The organism is Burkholderia sp. LAS2 (assembly GCF_018417615.1).
Taxonomy (GTDB): Bacteria; Pseudomonadota; Gammaproteobacteria; order Burkholderiales; family Burkholderiaceae; genus Burkholderia; species Burkholderia sola.
Genome location: NZ_CP071052.1, coordinates 4,327,473 through 4,342,425 on the forward strand (window position 1 = coordinate 4,327,473; position 14,953 = coordinate 4,342,425).

Here is a 14,953-nt window from a genome sequence, read left to right on the forward strand (position 1 = left end):
GGGCTTACCGCGCGCGCGGTTGCGCCCATCGTTCGATCGCACTGACCGCCCGCTTCAAGCCGTCTTCTTGCGCGATGAGCGTACCGAGTTCCGTCGCACGCGCCTTCGTCTCATCCCGTTCGGCAAACACGATGGCCCGCGCCAGCGCCGCAGCCTCCATGCGCCGGCCCGGCACCGGCGCATCCGCGACGCCGAGCCGTTGCAGCCGGTTCGCCCAGAAGAACTGATCGCCCGCGAACGGCACGACCACGGACGGAATACCGGCCCGTGCGGCCGAATGCGTGGTGCCCGAGCCGCCGTGATGGATCGCCATCGCGACGCGCGGGAACAGCCAGTCGTGCGGCGTGTCGCCGATCACGCGAACGTGCGCCGGCAGCAGCGACGCATCGATGCCGCTCCAGCCCGGATAAAGCAGCGCGCGCCGGCCGGCCAGCGCATGCGTCAGCGCCGCGGCCATCGCCGCGCGATCGAAGCCGGCCATGCTGCCGAAACCGACGTACACGGGCGGCTCGCCCGCGTCGAGAAACGCCGCGAGTTCGGGCGGCGGCGCCCACGCACGCGCATCGATTCGCCACTGGCCACAGGCTTGCACGTTCGCCGGCCAGTCGGCCGGACCGGACAGCAGCGCGGGCGACACGCCATACAGCATCGGATGATCGGTCCACACGCGCTTGCGCGGCGGCAATCCGCCTACGCTGGCGCGCGCGGCATTGGTCGACTTCCTGAACGCCTGCCACAGCAGCGCATTCACGAGCCGATGGGTCGCGCGATTCAGCCCGCGCGGCAACTTGCCCGGCGGCAGGAACGGCGACGCGAATTCGGCGGTCGGCGTGATCGGGATCATGCCCGTGCCAATCGCCGGGATGCGGCGATATTCGGCGACCGACAACCCGACGAACGACGCGAGCCCCGACACGAGCAGCGCGTCGCAGCCGGCCGACGCGTCCGCCACTTCGCGCATCCACGCGGCCGTGTTCGCATTCGCGATCGCCGCGAGCGCCTTGGACGTATCGGCGAAGCCGCCGCGCCCGCGCACCGCACCGGCCAACGCGCCTTCCGGCGCGATCGCGCGACGGATGTCGCCGGACAGCGGTGCCGACGGCACGCCGAGCGCGGCGGCCGACCCGAGCGTCGCCGCGTCGGCGAGCAACCGGACGTCATGGCCGGCATCCATCAATGCGCGACCGAGCGCCGCGAGCGGGCGCGTGTCGCCTTCGGTGCCGTAGGTGGCGATGACGAGTTTCATGCGGGCTCCCCGTGCATGGCGGAAAAGGTTGGATTCAAAAAAGTGCACGTCGTATACTAATGCAATCCGTACACTTTCAGTCAACCCCGCCATGACGATTCCGACCGACGATCCGGGCCGCCGCGCGCGCAAACGCATCCAGATGCTCGCGCATCTCGCCGCGACCGGCGCGCGCCTGTTCGACGCGCACGGCTACGATGCCGTCACGATGGAGCAGATCGCCGCGCAGGCCGACGTCGCGAAGCGCACGCTGTACAACCACTTTCCGACGAAGGAAGCCGTGCTCGCGCACTGGCTCGAGGGCGAACTCGCGCGCGATCTCGCGCATCTGCAGCAGGACGTCGCGCGGCGCAAGACCTTTGCGTCGCGCATCGGCTGCGTGCTCGACGCGTCGGCCGCGTGGTGCGAACAACATCCGGTGTATCTGCTTGCGTACCTGCGGCACCGCTTCCTGAGCATTGGTGCAGCCGAACCGGAGCGCGCGGGAGAGAACGGCAGCGATATCGCGCTGGTGTGGCAGCAACTGATCGCAGCCGGCCAGCAGGCCGGCGAACTGGACCGCACGCTGCAGGCAGATCAGCTCGCGACCTGGTTCCATCATCTGTATCTCGCGGCGATGCTGCGCTGGCTGACCGTGCCGGGGCTGTCGCTGAAACGGGAGTTTCAGTCGGTCGCGAAGCTGTTTATCGAAGGCGCGGAAGCGAAGCGGTGACGCACGCACAAACGCCCGGAAGAACGTCGCGGCGCCATGCAACGCAGCGCAACGGGCACGCGGGACGCAGCCAACGCGTCGCGCATCGCGCATCGCGCACACATTGTTACAACGAACGCACACTTCGCATGCCAAATTTCCCGCGCAGCAGTATGCTGATGCGGTACGGCTGCGCACTGTGCATCGGGCAATCCCCTAGTTTGCACGCGACACGCGCCGCCGTCGCGACCGCAATCATGCGTTGCAAGGAGGGTTGTGATGGCCACCACGCATCAGCACTTCCACCTCGAACTACGGCACGCCACCGCGCCGACCTACTTCATCAGTTACCTGTTCCCCGCGTTGCTGTTCGTCTACGAACTGCTGCGCGTCGGCCAATGGATCCGCGATCACGGGATGCAGTTCGTCGCGTTCAAGCAGATGGGCTACGAGTATCTGCTGATGCTGCTGTTCGTCGGGCTGCAGATCGTCGTCGAGGCGATCTTCCTGCTCGGCGCGGCGATGCGCAAGGATCATCGCGATTTCGAGCACCGCTTGCCGAACGTGATTCTCGGCATCGGTCTGTCGATCGCGCTGCTGGCGATCGATCTCGCGATCCAGCTTTCGTTCTGACGGCCAGCGGGCGGACGCCCGCTGGCGATGGCGAGCGCGCTCAGGGGCCCGCGTCGCGCAGCAACGTCGCGACGGCGGCCAGCACGTCGTCCGTCCGCTCGCGGTGCGGCATGTGTCCGCAGCGGGCGAGCAACAGGAACGACGACGGCCCCGCGACGCGCGCGGCGATCCGCTTCGGATGCACGTCGGACCCGTATTCGTCGTCCTCGCCGTGAATCGCGAGCGTCGCGCACTGCACGCGCGGCAGGTCGTCGTCGAGAGTCCAGTCGCGAAACGCCGGCGACAGCCACGTGTCGACCCACGCGTGCAGCACCCATTCGGCCTTGTTGCCGTGATAGCGCGCGAGCCGGTCGAGCTGCCCCGGCTCGTCGAACTGCCGCCCGGCGTCGCGAATGCCGGCCAGCGTGCGATCCTCGACGAACGCCTGCGCGGCGACCGTCACGAGCGCGCGGCAACGCGCCGGCTGCGCGGCAGCACAGCCGACCGCCATCCCCCCGCCGACGCTGTGTCCGAACGCGACGAACGCATCGACGCCGAGTTGATCCAGCACCGCGACGAACGCATGATCGGCCTCGTCGCGCACGAACGTCGTGGCGAGTACCCCGGGATGACAGTCCGAACGGCCGAAACCAAGACGGTCGTATGCGATCACGTCGCGTTGCGTCGCGCTGGCGAGCTGCGCGGGGAAGTCGCGCCATAGATCGACGCAGCCGAGCGAATCGTGCAGCAGCACGATCGGTGCGGCCGGCCCAGGCGCGGCCGCGTGCCGCGCCGGCCCCGCACCCCAGCGTTTCGCAAAGAGACGCCCTTGCGGCGTCTCGACGGTCATCTCCTCGGTCACGATATCGGTCATGTGTCGGTCGTCTGCATGAAAGCGGCCACCCGTCGGCGGCCGCATCGAATCCGGACATGGTGGCCCGTCGGCGCGCGCAGCGTCAAGCAAGCCCCTATCGGCCACGCGTTCATTCGGGCTGCGGCGGCAGATACTCCATCTGCGCTTCGTCGTACAGCCGGTAGATCAGCGCCTGCATCGCGCGAATGTCCTCCGACTCGTCCAGCATCCGCATGCTCATGATGATCGGCGACACGAGATTCGGATCGTCGAGCGGCTTGTAGCTGATGTCGTCGCGCTTGAGCCCGTACACGCTGTGCGGCACGACCGACACGCCCTCGCCCATCGCGACGAGGCCGAGCGCGATCTGCAGTTCACGCGTCTCGTAGATCCTGCGCGGTTGCAGCGCGCGATCGTGGAAGGCCGCGAGCACCTGGTCCGCGTAGCTCGGGCGCGGCGCCTTCGGAAAGATGATCAGCGTGTCGTTGACGAGATCGTGCAGCGACAGCACGGGCTTCGCGCTGTCGAGCACGTGGCCGACCGGCAGCGCGACGATCATCCTCTCCTCGCGCAGCACGACGCGCCGCACGCTCGGATCCTCGTGGCGGATGCGCCCGAACCCGACGTCGATGCGCCCTTCCTTCAGCGCCTTGATCTGGTCCATCGTCGACATCTCGTGCAGGCTCAATTCGACGGCCGGATATTCGCTGCGAAAGCGCCGGATGATCTTCGGCAGCATCCCGTACAGCGTCGAGCCGACGAAACCGACCGACATGCTGCGCTCGATCTTGCCGACCCGCTTCGTCATCGATTCGAGTTCGGTGGTCTGCGCGAGCAACTGCACCGCGTGCGAATAGAAGAAGCGTCCGGCATCGGTCAGCTTCAGCGGCCGCGCGGTGCGCTCGAACAGCGGCACGCCGAGCGCTTCCTCGAGCTGCTGGATCTGCCGGCTCAGCGGCGGCTGCGCGATATGCAGCCGTTCCGCCGCCCGCGTGAAATTCCGCTCTTCGGCCACCGCGACGAAGTAGCGGAGGTGTCTCAACTCCATGTTCGAATCCTCCCGGGACAGGCGACGGACGCTCATCCGGCACCGCGCGGGCAGCGCCCGCACCGCTCACCCTTGCCGGCTATCCGTACCGGCCTCCTCGATCGCCTGCTTGCCGATCCCGTCACGATACCTCAGCCGGCGCCGATCCCGGCTCGAGCAGCGTCGTGCTGGCGGCGACGTCCGGGGCCGCGCAAAGCAAAACGGGAAGCCGCGAGGCTTCCCGTTCGTTCACCGACGCCGCGCCGCGGCATCGTGCGCACCGCATCACACCTCGGTCGCATACAGCGCGTCGCGCTGCTCGTTACTCAGCGTGTCGAGCGGCACGTCGGGCAACTGATAGCAGATCATCGTGCCGTACAGCTCGGCCAGGCAGTTGCTGCCGGCGTCGAGCGCGTAGCCGTCCTCGCCGTCCGGCGCCGGCGGATACACTTCGCGCCACGCGTTGATCGCGGCTTCGATTCGCACGATGGAAACGGGTCCGGCCTTCCGCTCGGCGGGTGATGCGCTCATGAATTCCTCTGGGTTGCGCGCTCCGCGGGCCATGCCGGCCCGGCTGGAGCGATGAAAACGCCGGGCGTCTCGCCGGCCGCCGCGCGCCGCGCGCGCCGGATGCCGATCCGCGCCGCGCCTGTCGCGCCGGCCGGGCCGCGGCCCGGTAGGGTCGGGCAATATAACCGGCTTTGACCCCGCGCAGGCAAAAGCCCGGCAAAAAAAACGGGAAGCGCGCGGCTTCCCGTTTCGTCGCCATCGCGCGGCTGCCTGCCGCGCCGGCGTCAGCCCGCGGTTTCGCGGTTCGCCACCGGCTGCCGCTGCGCGCCGCGATTCGCGGCGATCCACGGCGCGATCTCCATGTCCTCGTAGCGCACGAACCGGCTCTTCTTCAGGAGCCGGAAGCCGAGCCACACGACCACGAACAGCGGAATGCCGACATAGGTCGCGGTCACGCCGGCCCAGTCGATCCGGTTCGCGAGGAACGCCTGGTAATCCTGGCCGAGCGCGATCACGAGGCACAGCACGAACGCGAACAGCGGGCCGAACGGGAACCACTTCGACTGGTACGGCAACTGGTCGAGCGAATAACCCTGCTTCACGTACCCCTTGCGGAACCGGTAGTGGCTGACCGCGATGCCGAGCCACGCGATGAAGCCCGTCATCCCCGACGTGTTCAGCAGCCACAGGTACACGGTCTTGTCGCCGTACAGCGACGTGAAGAAGCACAGCGCGCCGACGGCGGTGGTCGCGTACAGTGCGTTGCGCGGCACGCCGCCCGGCGACAGCTTCGCGAACACCTTCGGCGCGCGGCCTTCGGTGGCGAGGTTGTAGAGCATCCGCGTGGACGCGTACATGCCCGAATTCCCGGCCGACAGCACGGCCGTCAGGATCACCGCGTTCATCACGCCGGCCGCGAACGCGAGGCCGGCGTGGCGGAACACGAGCGTGAACGGGCTCACGCCGATGTCGGTCACGTCCGTCTTCAGCAGGTTCGGGTCGGTATACGGAATCAGCACGCCGATCACGAAGATCGCGAACACGTAGAACAGCAGGATCCGCCAGAACACCTGGCGCACCGCGCGCGGAATCGTCGTGCGCGGGTGCTCCGATTCGCCGGCCGCGACGCCGATCAGCTCGGTGCCCTGGAACGAGAAGCCCGCGATCATCGCGACGCCCATCAGCGCCGGCAGGCCGCCCGCGAACGGCGCGTCGCCGATCGTCAGATTGCCCCAGCCGTTCGCCGGCGCGCCCTTCAGAATGCCGAAGATCATCAGCAGGCCAACGCCGATGAACGCGACCACCGTGACGACCTTGATCAGCGCGAACCAGTATTCGGCCTCGCCGAAGCCGCGCACGGTGAGCGCATTGAGCAGGAACATCACGGCGAGGAACGCCGCGCTCCACCACACGCCCGGCACGTCCGGAAACCAGTAGTGCATCACGAGCTGCGCGGCGACGAGCTCCACCGCGATCGTCACCGCCCAGTTGTACCAGTAGTTCCAGCCGAGCGCGAAGCCGAAGCCTTCGTCCACGTATTTCGCGCCGTAGGTCGCGAACGAACCCGACACCGGCATGAACGCGGCCATCTCGCCGAGGCTCGTCATCAGGAAGTAGACCATCAGGCCGATCAGCATGTACGCGACCATCGCGCCGCCGGGGCCAGCCTGCGAGATCGACGCGCCGGATGCGACGAACAGGCCCGTGCCGATCGAGCCGCCGATGGCGATCATCGTCAGGTGGCGCGCCTTCAGCGCGCGATGAAGCTTGGGTGGGTTCGCGGACGAACCGGGTGGGTCGGAATTCGGAATGGCGGACATAAACGAGACGAACGTTGAGCGGGCCGGCATCCGTAGCCGGCGCATGCGGAATCGGAGCGCGGTGCGCGTCCTGCGATGCATTCGATGCGGCCCCGATACGCGTTGCGCGGCGGGCGCCTGCGGCGAAGCGCGGATTCTACCTGATTCGATAGGGGGACAGCTGAGGTCGCGCCGCCCACCGCCATGCCGGAGATTTTGCGGAATCAACGGGTTGGCCGCGCCGGCCGTCGCCCTTTCGCCACACGTCGCAAAAACCACGACTCCGATCGGGTCATTCGATTTTCGATTCTTCGGAGACCCTGTAATCCTGTCCCGATCCGCCAAATGCCGCGGCAATAGGCAAAATCGACTGATGATTATGCGATTAATCAGACAAAAAGGCCGACACTGCCAATTGATTCAAATCAAGTCGCCCGCACGCCATGAGGTAATGATGCGTAACCGTTTCGAATCGCCGTCGCCGCATGCATGTTTTGCATGTGCGGGCGAAATGCACGAATTCGCGGGATAATGACGCTTAATTCGAAATAATCCGCGCGCGGAACCGCCAACGACGCGAGTAGCCGCCGCCCGTGCCCCCCGAGGATGAAGTCATTCCCGCTGCCCGCCACGCTGCGCCGCCATACCGCGTCGATCGTGGCACGCATTCTGTCGCCCCGCGGCGTACTCGTGGCGGGCATCGTCCTGCTGATGTTCAGTTGGGGACTTTCCACGTCGCTATTAATCGAGGCACGGCGCGACGCGTATGGCCATGCGGTCGAAAATGCGCGCAACCTGATGCTGCTGATCGAACGCGATATCGCGCGCAATATCGAACTCTACGATTTGTCGCTGCAAAACGTCGTCGACGGCCTGGCCGATCCGGAACTGATGACCTTGCCGCCGCGCCAGCGCCACCGGCTGCTGTTCGACCGCGCGGCCACCGGCGCCTATCTCGGCTCGATTTTCGTGATGGATGCGCATGGCAATATCGCGATCGATTCGAGCGTGTCGCCCGCGCGGCAAGGCAATTTCGCCGACCGCGACTATTTCGCCGTGCATCGCGACCGGCTCGCCCCCGGCCTCTACATCAGCCGGCCGTACGCGTCGCGGCTGCGCGGCGGCGCGCTGACGATCGCGCTGAGCCGCCGGATCAACCGGCCCGACGGCACGTTCGGCGGGATCGTCGTCGGCACGCTCAGCATCGACTACTTCCGCGCGCTGCTCGACGGTCTCGCGGTCGGCCGGCACGGCAGCGCGGCGATCGTCGAGGACAACGGCACGCTCGTGTCGCGCCTGCCCTACGACACGCGGGTGGTCGGCCTCGACCTGCACGATTCGCCGCTGTTCATCGACGCGCAGCGCGGCCGCGCCGGCGAGCTGACCGGTGTCGGCGCCATCGACGGCGTGCGGCGCATCTATGTTTACAAGCATCTCGCCGGGCTGCCGCTGATCGTCGACGTCGCGCCCGCCGAGATCGACGTCTACGCGGCGTGGCGCCATCGCGCGATCTGGACCGTCGTGCTGATGAGCCTGTTCACGGCGTTCATCGCGTGGGGCTCGCTCGCGCTGTCGCGCGAGCTGAAGCGCCGGCAGGACGCCGAATCGAAGCTGTACCGGCTCGCGCACACCGATTCGCTGACGGGCCTCGACAACCGCGGCACGTTCGACACGGTGCTCGCGAAAGAGGCCCAGCGCGCGTCGCGCAACGGCCGCCCGTTGTCCGTGCTGTTCGTCGACGTCGACCACTTCAAGGCGTTCAACGACTACTACGGCCACCCGGCCGGCGACGACGTGCTGCGCCAGGTCGCGCAATCGCTGACGCGCAGCCTGCGCCGCGAGAGCGACCACGTCGCGCGCTACGGCGGCGAGGAGTTCGTCGTCACGCTGCCCGACACCGACGCGCCGGGCGCGGCGACCGTCGCCGAGGGCATCCGGCGCGCGATCGCGGGGCTCGACATCGAACACGTAAAGAGCCCGTACGGGCGCGTCACGGCCAGCATCGGCACCGCAACCGCCGCCGACGGCCGGACGAACGCCGCGGCGCTGCTGCGGCGCGCCGACGAAGCGCTGTACCGCGCGAAATCCGGCGGCCGCAACCGCGTGCTGGACGCGCAATCGAGTGCGGCCGACGCTTGACGCGATGTGATCCGGCAGGCCGCGTGACACGAAGCGGCCGCCTGCCGCCCAGCCACGGCCCGGCGGCCTCGCCGTGGACAGCCCGCGCGCGTTCGGCTAGCGTTACGTCAGCTGCGCATGCGGCGCGGCGCCGGCCCGCGCACGCCGCCGTGCGCGTTCCCGCCACTCCCGCTCCGTCATGACCGCCCCGCTCCCGACCCGACTGCCGCCGCTCGTGCGCCACGCGCTCCGCCCGCTGCTCGACCCGTACCGCCGCTACCGGCACGCGAAGCTGATCCATGCGGCGCGCGTCGCGCTCGCGATTCTCGTGTCGATCGCGCTGTCCACGGGGCTGAACGTGCCGCATGGCGAATGGTCGACGATCACCGTGCTGATCGTCGTCGGCGGGCTGCAGCATCACGGCAACATCCGCAAGAAGGCGGCCGAGCGCGCGCTCGGCACGTCGATCGGCGCGCTGGCGGGGCTCGGGCTGATCCTCCTCTACTCGTTCCTGCACGCGCCGTTCGCGATCTACCTGCTGATGGCCGTCGGGTGCGGTATCTGCGCGTATCACGCGATCGGCAAGGCCGGCTACATCGCGCTGCTGTCGGCGATCACGATGGTGATCGTCGCCGGGCACGGCGACAACGAGATCGTCGACGGCCTGTGGCGCGCTGTGAACGTGCTGGTCGGCATCGTGATCGCGCTGGCGTTCTCGTTCGCGTTGCCGCTGTACGCGACCTATTCGTGGCGCTACAAGCTCGCCGACGCGCTGCGTGCGTGCGCGGCTGTGCATGCGCGGCTCGCGGGCGACCGCCACGTGAGCGACGATGCGCACCTGAAGGAAATGGCCGCGCTGAGCGCACTGCTCGTGCAGTTGCGTTCGCTGATGCCGTCGGTGTCGAAGGAATGCGAGACGTCGATGGCGCAGCTCGAGGCGATCCAGCGCAGCCTGCGCCTGTGCATCGGGTATCTGGAGATTCTGTCGAGCGCGCTGCCGGCCGCCGACGACGCGGCGGCCCGCGAATACGTGCGCGTCGAGATGAAGGGCGTGAACCGGCGCATCCGCGACACGCTGGTCGGCGCGAGCCGCGCGCTGAAGTTCGGCACGCCGAGCCGGCTCGCCCCGCGCCGCCGGCCGGTCGACCCGCCGCACGACGCGCCGCCGCCGCAGTTGTCCGGCTATGTGTCGATCACGGCCAAGCTGGCCGGCGAAGTCGACCAGTTGCGCGAGCGGCTGCTCGATACCGCGCAGGCGTGGAATATCTGAGGTTCCGGTTTCGTGCGCCAGTCTTTCATATGCCTTTCTGTGTGGAGGGGTGCGCACTGACGACGGCGACCCCTGCCTGACCGCCGATCCGGCCCTGAAATTCGGCCGCAGCCCGGCCCTTCAGCACGCGTTTCGGCAGCGATGCAACGCCGTCCAGCCTTGCGTTCTCCAGCCGGTTAACCGCCCGTCAGGCCCGCCGCGACAGGCGCGAGGCCGGTTCCGCAGCAAAATCAGCCCTTGCCCCAACTTCCCGGACAGCCGATACTCGCATATTCCGCGAAATACGATCCCACCGGCTTCAATCCACGGTAATTCCTATGAGCACGATTCTCGAAAGCCTCCCGACCGGCCAGAAGGTCGGTATCGCCTTCTCCGGCGGCCTGGACACCAGCGCCGCGCTGCACTGGATGAAACTGAAGGGCGCCGTCCCGTACGCATACACGGCGAACCTCGGCCAGCCCGACGAAGACGATTACGACGCGATCCCGAAACGCGCGATCGAATACGGCGCAGCCGGCGCCCGCCTGATCGACTGCCGCGCGCAGCTCGTCGCCGAAGGCATCGCGGCGCTGCAAAGCGGCGCGTTCCACATCACGACCGCCGGCGTCACGTACTTCAACACCACACCGATCGGCCGCGCCGTGACGGGCACGATGCTCGTCGCCGCGATGAAGGAAGACGGCGTCAACATCTGGGGCGACGGCAGCACGTACAAGGGCAACGACATCGAGCGCTTCTACCGCTACGGCCTGCTCGTGAACCCGGATCTGAAGATCTACAAGCCGTGGCTCGACCAGACGTTCATCGACGAGCTCGGCGGCCGCGCCGAAATGTCCGAATTCATGAACCAGGCCGGCTTCGCGTACAAGATGTCGGCCGAGAAGGCGTATTCGACCGACTCGAACCTGCTCGGCGCGACGCATGAAGCGAAGGATCTGGAAAGCCTCGAAAGCGGCATCAAGATCGTGAACCCGATCATGGGCGTCGCGTTCTGGCGCGACGACGTGAAGATCGCCGCCGAGGAAGTCACGGTGCGCTTCGAAGCCGGCCAGCCGGTCGCGCTGAACGGCGTCGAGTTCAAGGATCAGGTCGAGCTGCTGCTGGAAGCGAACCGCATCGGCGGCCGCCACGGCCTCGGCATGAGCGACCAGATCGAAAACCGCATCATCGAGGCGAAGAGCCGCGGCATCTACGAAGCCCCGGGCCTCGCGCTGCTGTACATCGCGTACGAGCGTCTCGTCACCGGCATCCACAACGAAGACACGATCGAGCAATACCGCGAGAACGGTCGCCGCCTCGGCCGCCTGCTGTACCAGGGCCGCTGGTTCGACCCGCAGGCGATCATGCTGCGCGAAACCGCCCAGCGCTGGGTCGCGCGCGCGATCACCGGCGAAGTGAAGATCGAACTGCGCCGCGGCAACGACTACTCGATTCTCAGCACGAAGTCGCCGAACCTCACGTATCAGCCGGAACGCCTGTCGATGGAGAAGGTGGCGTCGACGTTCTCGCCGCGCGATCGTATCGGCCAGCTGACGATGCGCAATCTCGACATCACCGATACGCGCGACAAGCTGCGCGTGTATTCGCAAGTCGGGCTGCTGACGCCGGGTGAAGCGTCGGCGCTGCCGCAGATCAAGGGCGATAGCGACAAGTAAGCCCGTCGCTTTCGCGAGCGGCCGGGCGGTGTGACAACCGCCCGGCTGCATGCAGTCCTTCCCTTCCCGCTTTTTCTTCAAGCACTGCCGGATTCGCCACGCGTATCGCGGCGGTCCTGCAGGCGCGTCAACGTTATTTCGATGCCGTGGCCGTCGCGGTGGCCGCAGTCGTCGTCAATGCCGTCGAAGCAGCAGCAGTGGCCGGCGCCGGCGTACGTGCCAGATCCCGACCGATCAGGTCCGCGACCAACTTCTCGCACGACTTGATCCCTTCCACCGACTTGTCGAAATTCTTCTCGAGATCGCTGAAGCTGCCGTACTTGTAGGCAAAATCGCTGTCGACGTGGACGCTGTTCGCCTTGATGTCGTAGCCGCACGCGAACGTCTTGTAATAGAGGTCCTGCTTCGTCTTCGCGTCGAGAATGCGCGCGCGGATGACGACCCACGGGACGTAGTCGAGCTGGTTGGGCGGCGAGATATAACCGAACGACGTGAACCACACGTTCATGATCGCGTCCGCGTCGGTCTGGATCGCCGAGTAGTCGTCCGACTTGCCGTCATCGGCGAACTTCACCTTCTGGCCGTCCAGCTTCACGACCTGATAGCCGTTGCCGGTAAGGCGGCCCGCCACGCCTTCTGCAATGTCCGGCGCGAACACGATCTTGCCGGCCGCGACGTGATCCGTATAGGTGCTCGTATGGCTTGCGTTGACGGCGCCTTGCGCGAGCGCGCCGATCAGCCCGAACCCGCCCGCCGCGCCGCCGAAATTGACGACCGCGACACGCTTCGGCTCGATGACGTCGAGCATCGCGATCGAATGCAGGTTCTGACGCGCTTCGGGTTTCATGTCGGTATTCGGCACCGTGGCGCAGCCGGACAGCAGCGTCACGAGCAGGCCGCAACCGAACAGGGCGGCTTTGGAAGAGTTCTTCATTGGATGCATGGCTTTCGTTGTTGACGGAACGTATTGATCGGGCCGTCGCACGCGGCGCGCCGACGCGCCGTGTGCGGTGCGACCGTGCGTTTATTGTTTGACCACCTGACCGTATGCGATGAAGCTGTAATCAGCCGCGCGCAGCACGTAGAGGATCGAGCGCTTGAAGCCGTTGGTTCCCGTGATCGGCACGAACATGATCGCGGCGCTGCCCGACAGCGGAACGCCGGCCGGCAGCTTGCAGCCCGTCGATGCGGAGGCCGTCACCGTCATGTCGTACATGTTCTGGTTCGAGCCGGGCGTGGAAAGCTGCAGCGTGCCGCTCAGATTGCAACCGCTCAGCGTGCCGGTCAGCGTACCGCCCGATGCAATCGCGAACGACGCGTTGGTCGTCGCCCAGGTGCCCACCACGCTGTCCTGCGTGACCGCAAGTGCGTTCGCGGCGTTGTAGGTCCACGTGAAATTCGACGCCGTACCGTTGCGGGTGATCGTGCCGGACAACGTCTGCTGCGGGCTGTATGCGCCGGAGCCCGAATCGATCTTCGTGACGATGCCGCTCGTTCCTGCGAAGTTGATACCCGGCGCGAGCGACCACGTCGAACCGTTGACGGTCAGGGTCGAGAAATCGTCGGACATCACGAACGATCCGAGCAGATTGAGCGTGCTCAGGTTGTTGTGCGGGTCGACCAAGGCGATCGTCGAGTAGCCGAGGTTGCCGGACGCCGACCAGATCCCGACCGGGCCGGTTGCCGTTGCAGCCGTCGAACCGGGTTGCGGGGTCGTCAGGCTGGGCAGTGCCTCGCCGACCGTCACCGGCTGCGATGATGCGACGGGGGCGCTTGCGGGGGCTGCCGCGAGCGGTGTGGACGCGACGGCCGGTGCGCTGGCTGCGTTATTGGCGCCGCCGGTGTTCGCGGGTGTGCCGCTGCTTGTGTTCGACGAGCCGTCGCCGCCGCCGCAACCGGCGACGACGAATACCGAGATTGCGGCTGCCGCCAGCAGGCAAAGGGAATGCTTGTTCAATTCAATCCTCGATTTTTTTGATGCGTTTTTTTAGTGGTCTAGATTCGAATCGCGTTACTTTTCAGGTGGGTTGTATCGGCCTCCTCGAGCGATGTTGGATGGTTGGGGTGATGTGTTGGGGAAGCGCGATGAGGGGGCGTCAGTTGCCGGATACTCGGCACGACGGGGACGAGCGTGGAGCGGTGGTCGTGCGGGAACGCGCACGCAACGGTGAGATCCGCGTGCAGCAGCAGGCATACCGCGGCAAGGCAAAGGCACAGCGCGCGCCAGCCCCCTGTGCCTGCGCGCCCCGTCGATATCGGTGCATCCCATCTTCTGATACTGCGCACGGCTTCGCCGGCCGGCGCCCCCTCGGTTGTTTGGTCGTGTGGTTTGGTGGTACGGCTCTGGTAATACTTTTTTTGAGCTACCGAGGAAGGGTAACGGCGGCGGGGGGGGATTTCTTTAGGGTGGGTTTATCGAGGGAATTTTCTAGGGGCTTTGTCAGGGCTCCGCAAGCCCTCTCGTTCAGCCGCGGGCTCGATCGATGAAGTTAAACCCACGTTTGAATTCAATTTGTCGATCGGGAAAACGCTTCAACCGCGGCGCAGGGCACAAGAACATCCCAGGCTAGCGGAACAGCGTTTTGCAAGTACCAGAGCCAGTATGATCGACGGCGGTCGGCGCCTCCTTTGGCTTCCCAGATCGCGCTGCCCGACACCGCGAGCGCTGCGTAATAGCTGGTATCCCAATCGTCCGGAGGTACGCTCTTTTCGCTTTCACCGACCACATCGAAGTTTGTGTCGTACAAAATCGTATTGATCGCCGAGAAAACGGCCATGCCCGCATAAACGGAGGCAAAGGCCGGTTCGCCATGTTCGAACAGATCGATAACCTTCGTATGGTACTCGCCGTTGGTTCTTTCGAGGGTGGCCAGATCGTATTCCCCCGATAACGCGTCGATGCCGCTCGTCAGGATCGCTTCGGCCGCCGTCAACACGTTCGCATACGGACTCAGCCGGCCAAGCACCTCTCTCGCACAGATCACAGCCGATCGCGCGCGGCGTAAGTACCCCGCATCGGCGTGTTCGGCTACCGATAGAGCTTCGATCAACTGAAGAACGTCTTTTCGGGTAGCAGCCGGGAGTTCTCCCTCTGTAGTAATCGACGTCGTAGCTGTCGATAATGCGTTTGCCAAATGTTGTGGAATACGCATCGCTTATGTTGATTCTCCGT

13 protein-coding genes are annotated in these 14,953 nt (G+C 66.3%); 5 read left to right on the plus strand and 8 right to left on the minus strand.

What is annotated here, in order from left to right; all coding sequences use genetic code 11:
* Positions 1–4 precede the first annotated feature (4 nt).
* On the minus strand, positions 5–1,246 hold the full coding sequence (locus JYG37_RS19825) for a glycosyltransferase (protein WP_213346120.1): 1,242 nt from the start codon (positions 1,244–1,246) through the stop codon (positions 5–7).
* Between the two features lie 91 nt (positions 1,247–1,337).
* Here JYG37_RS19825 and JYG37_RS19830 point away from each other — a divergent pair, with 91 nt between their 5' ends.
* Entirely contained in the window at positions 1,338–1,958 is a 621-nt protein-coding gene (locus JYG37_RS19830; RefSeq protein ID WP_124631238.1) for a TetR/AcrR family transcriptional regulator, read from the plus strand.
* 258 nt (positions 1,959–2,216) lie between these two features.
* Positions 2,217–2,570: a hypothetical protein gene (locus JYG37_RS19835; RefSeq protein WP_050018066.1), complete on the plus strand. Its 354-nt coding sequence runs from the start codon at positions 2,217–2,219 to the stop codon at positions 2,568–2,570.
* A 40-nt stretch (positions 2,571–2,610) separates the two neighbouring features.
* On the opposite strand, the gene JYG37_RS19840 is transcribed toward JYG37_RS19835, so the two are convergent.
* The 4 genes from JYG37_RS19840 to JYG37_RS19855 all read right to left on the minus strand — a co-directional run bounded on the left by JYG37_RS19840 (position 2,611) and on the right by JYG37_RS19855 (position 6,759).
* Entirely contained in the window at positions 2,611–3,423 is an 813-nt protein-coding gene (locus tag JYG37_RS19840; RefSeq protein ID WP_213345759.1) for an alpha/beta fold hydrolase, read from the minus strand.
* Positions 3,424–3,532: 109 nt separating this feature from the next.
* Positions 3,533–4,450, minus strand: coding sequence for a LysR family transcriptional regulator (locus JYG37_RS19845; protein WP_050018064.1), 918 nt, complete (start codon positions 4,448–4,450; stop codon positions 3,533–3,535).
* 264 nt (positions 4,451–4,714) lie between these two features.
* Positions 4,715–4,960: a DUF3717 domain-containing protein gene (locus tag JYG37_RS19850; protein WP_047901546.1), complete on the minus strand. Its 246-nt coding sequence runs from the start codon at positions 4,958–4,960 to the stop codon at positions 4,715–4,717.
* A 263-nt stretch (positions 4,961–5,223) separates the two neighbouring features.
* Positions 5,224–6,759 (minus strand): amino acid permease, encoded by a 1,536-nt coding sequence (locus tag JYG37_RS19855; RefSeq protein WP_050018063.1) that lies wholly within the window; start codon positions 6,757–6,759, stop codon positions 5,224–5,226.
* Between the two features lie 585 nt (positions 6,760–7,344).
* Between JYG37_RS19855 and JYG37_RS19860 the strand changes: the two genes are divergently transcribed.
* The 3 genes from JYG37_RS19860 to argG all read left to right on the plus strand — a co-directional run bounded on the left by JYG37_RS19860 (position 7,345) and on the right by argG (position 11,781).
* Complete coding sequence (locus JYG37_RS19860; protein ID WP_213345760.1) at positions 7,345–8,877, plus strand: sensor domain-containing diguanylate cyclase; 1,533 nt, start codon at positions 7,345–7,347, stop codon at positions 8,875–8,877.
* A 178-nt stretch (positions 8,878–9,055) separates the two neighbouring features.
* The gene (locus JYG37_RS19865; RefSeq protein WP_176015484.1) at positions 9,056–10,126 is read left to right on the plus strand and encodes an FUSC family protein; all 1,071 of its coding nucleotides are present in this window, start codon (positions 9,056–9,058) and stop codon (positions 10,124–10,126) included.
* A 317-nt stretch (positions 10,127–10,443) separates the two neighbouring features.
* Entirely contained in the window at positions 10,444–11,781 is a 1,338-nt protein-coding gene (gene argG / locus JYG37_RS19870; protein ID WP_050018060.1) for an argininosuccinate synthase, read from the plus strand.
* A 133-nt stretch (positions 11,782–11,914) separates the two neighbouring features.
* Here argG and JYG37_RS19875 read toward each other — a convergent pair whose 3' ends face one another.
* From JYG37_RS19875 to JYG37_RS19885, 3 genes are all read right to left on the minus strand, one after another.
* A complete protein-coding gene (locus JYG37_RS19875) occupies positions 11,915–12,715 on the minus strand; it encodes a hypothetical protein (RefSeq protein WP_213345761.1) in 801 nt (266 codons plus the stop codon).
* A 90-nt stretch (positions 12,716–12,805) separates the two neighbouring features.
* Positions 12,806–13,738, minus strand: coding sequence for a hypothetical protein (locus tag JYG37_RS19880; protein WP_249746014.1), 933 nt, complete (start codon positions 13,736–13,738; stop codon positions 12,806–12,808).
* Between the two features lie 550 nt (positions 13,739–14,288).
* Positions 14,289–14,933: an Imm5 family immunity protein gene (locus JYG37_RS19885; protein ID WP_213345762.1), complete on the minus strand. Its 645-nt coding sequence runs from the start codon at positions 14,931–14,933 to the stop codon at positions 14,289–14,291.
* Positions 14,934–14,953: the final 20 nt, after the last annotated feature.

Bases quoted from the DNA above. Each gene is read 5' to 3' on its own strand.
- JYG37_RS19840 (WP_213345759.1), bottom strand. From the start codon at position 3,423: ATGACCGATATCGTGACCGAGGAGATGACCGTCGAGACGCCGCAAGGG.
- JYG37_RS19850 (WP_047901546.1), bottom strand. From the start codon at position 4,960: ATGAGCGCATCACCCGCCGAGCGGAAGGCCGGACCCGTTTCCATCGTG.
- JYG37_RS19855 (WP_050018063.1), bottom strand. From the start codon at position 6,759: ATGTCCGCCATTCCGAATTCCGACCCACCCGGTTCGTCCGCGAACCCA.
- JYG37_RS19865 (WP_176015484.1), top strand. From the start codon at position 9,056: ATGACCGCCCCGCTCCCGACCCGACTGCCGCCGCTCGTGCGCCACGCG.
- JYG37_RS19875 (WP_213345761.1), bottom strand. From the start codon at position 12,715: ATGAAGAACTCTTCCAAAGCCGCCCTGTTCGGTTGCGGCCTGCTCGTG.
- JYG37_RS19835 (WP_050018066.1), top strand. From the start codon at position 2,217: ATGGCCACCACGCATCAGCACTTCCACCTCGAACTACGGCACGCCACC.
- argG (WP_050018060.1), top strand. From the start codon at position 10,444: ATGAGCACGATTCTCGAAAGCCTCCCGACCGGCCAGAAGGTCGGTATC.
- JYG37_RS19860 (WP_213345760.1), top strand. From the start codon at position 7,345: ATGAAGTCATTCCCGCTGCCCGCCACGCTGCGCCGCCATACCGCGTCG.
- JYG37_RS19825 (WP_213346120.1), bottom strand. From the start codon at position 1,246: ATGAAACTCGTCATCGCCACCTACGGCACCGAAGGCGACACGCGCCCG.
- JYG37_RS19845 (WP_050018064.1), bottom strand. From the start codon at position 4,450: ATGGAGTTGAGACACCTCCGCTACTTCGTCGCGGTGGCCGAAGAGCGG.
- JYG37_RS19885 (WP_213345762.1), bottom strand. From the start codon at position 14,933: ATGCGTATTCCACAACATTTGGCAAACGCATTATCGACAGCTACGACG.
- JYG37_RS19830 (WP_124631238.1), top strand. From the start codon at position 1,338: ATGACGATTCCGACCGACGATCCGGGCCGCCGCGCGCGCAAACGCATC.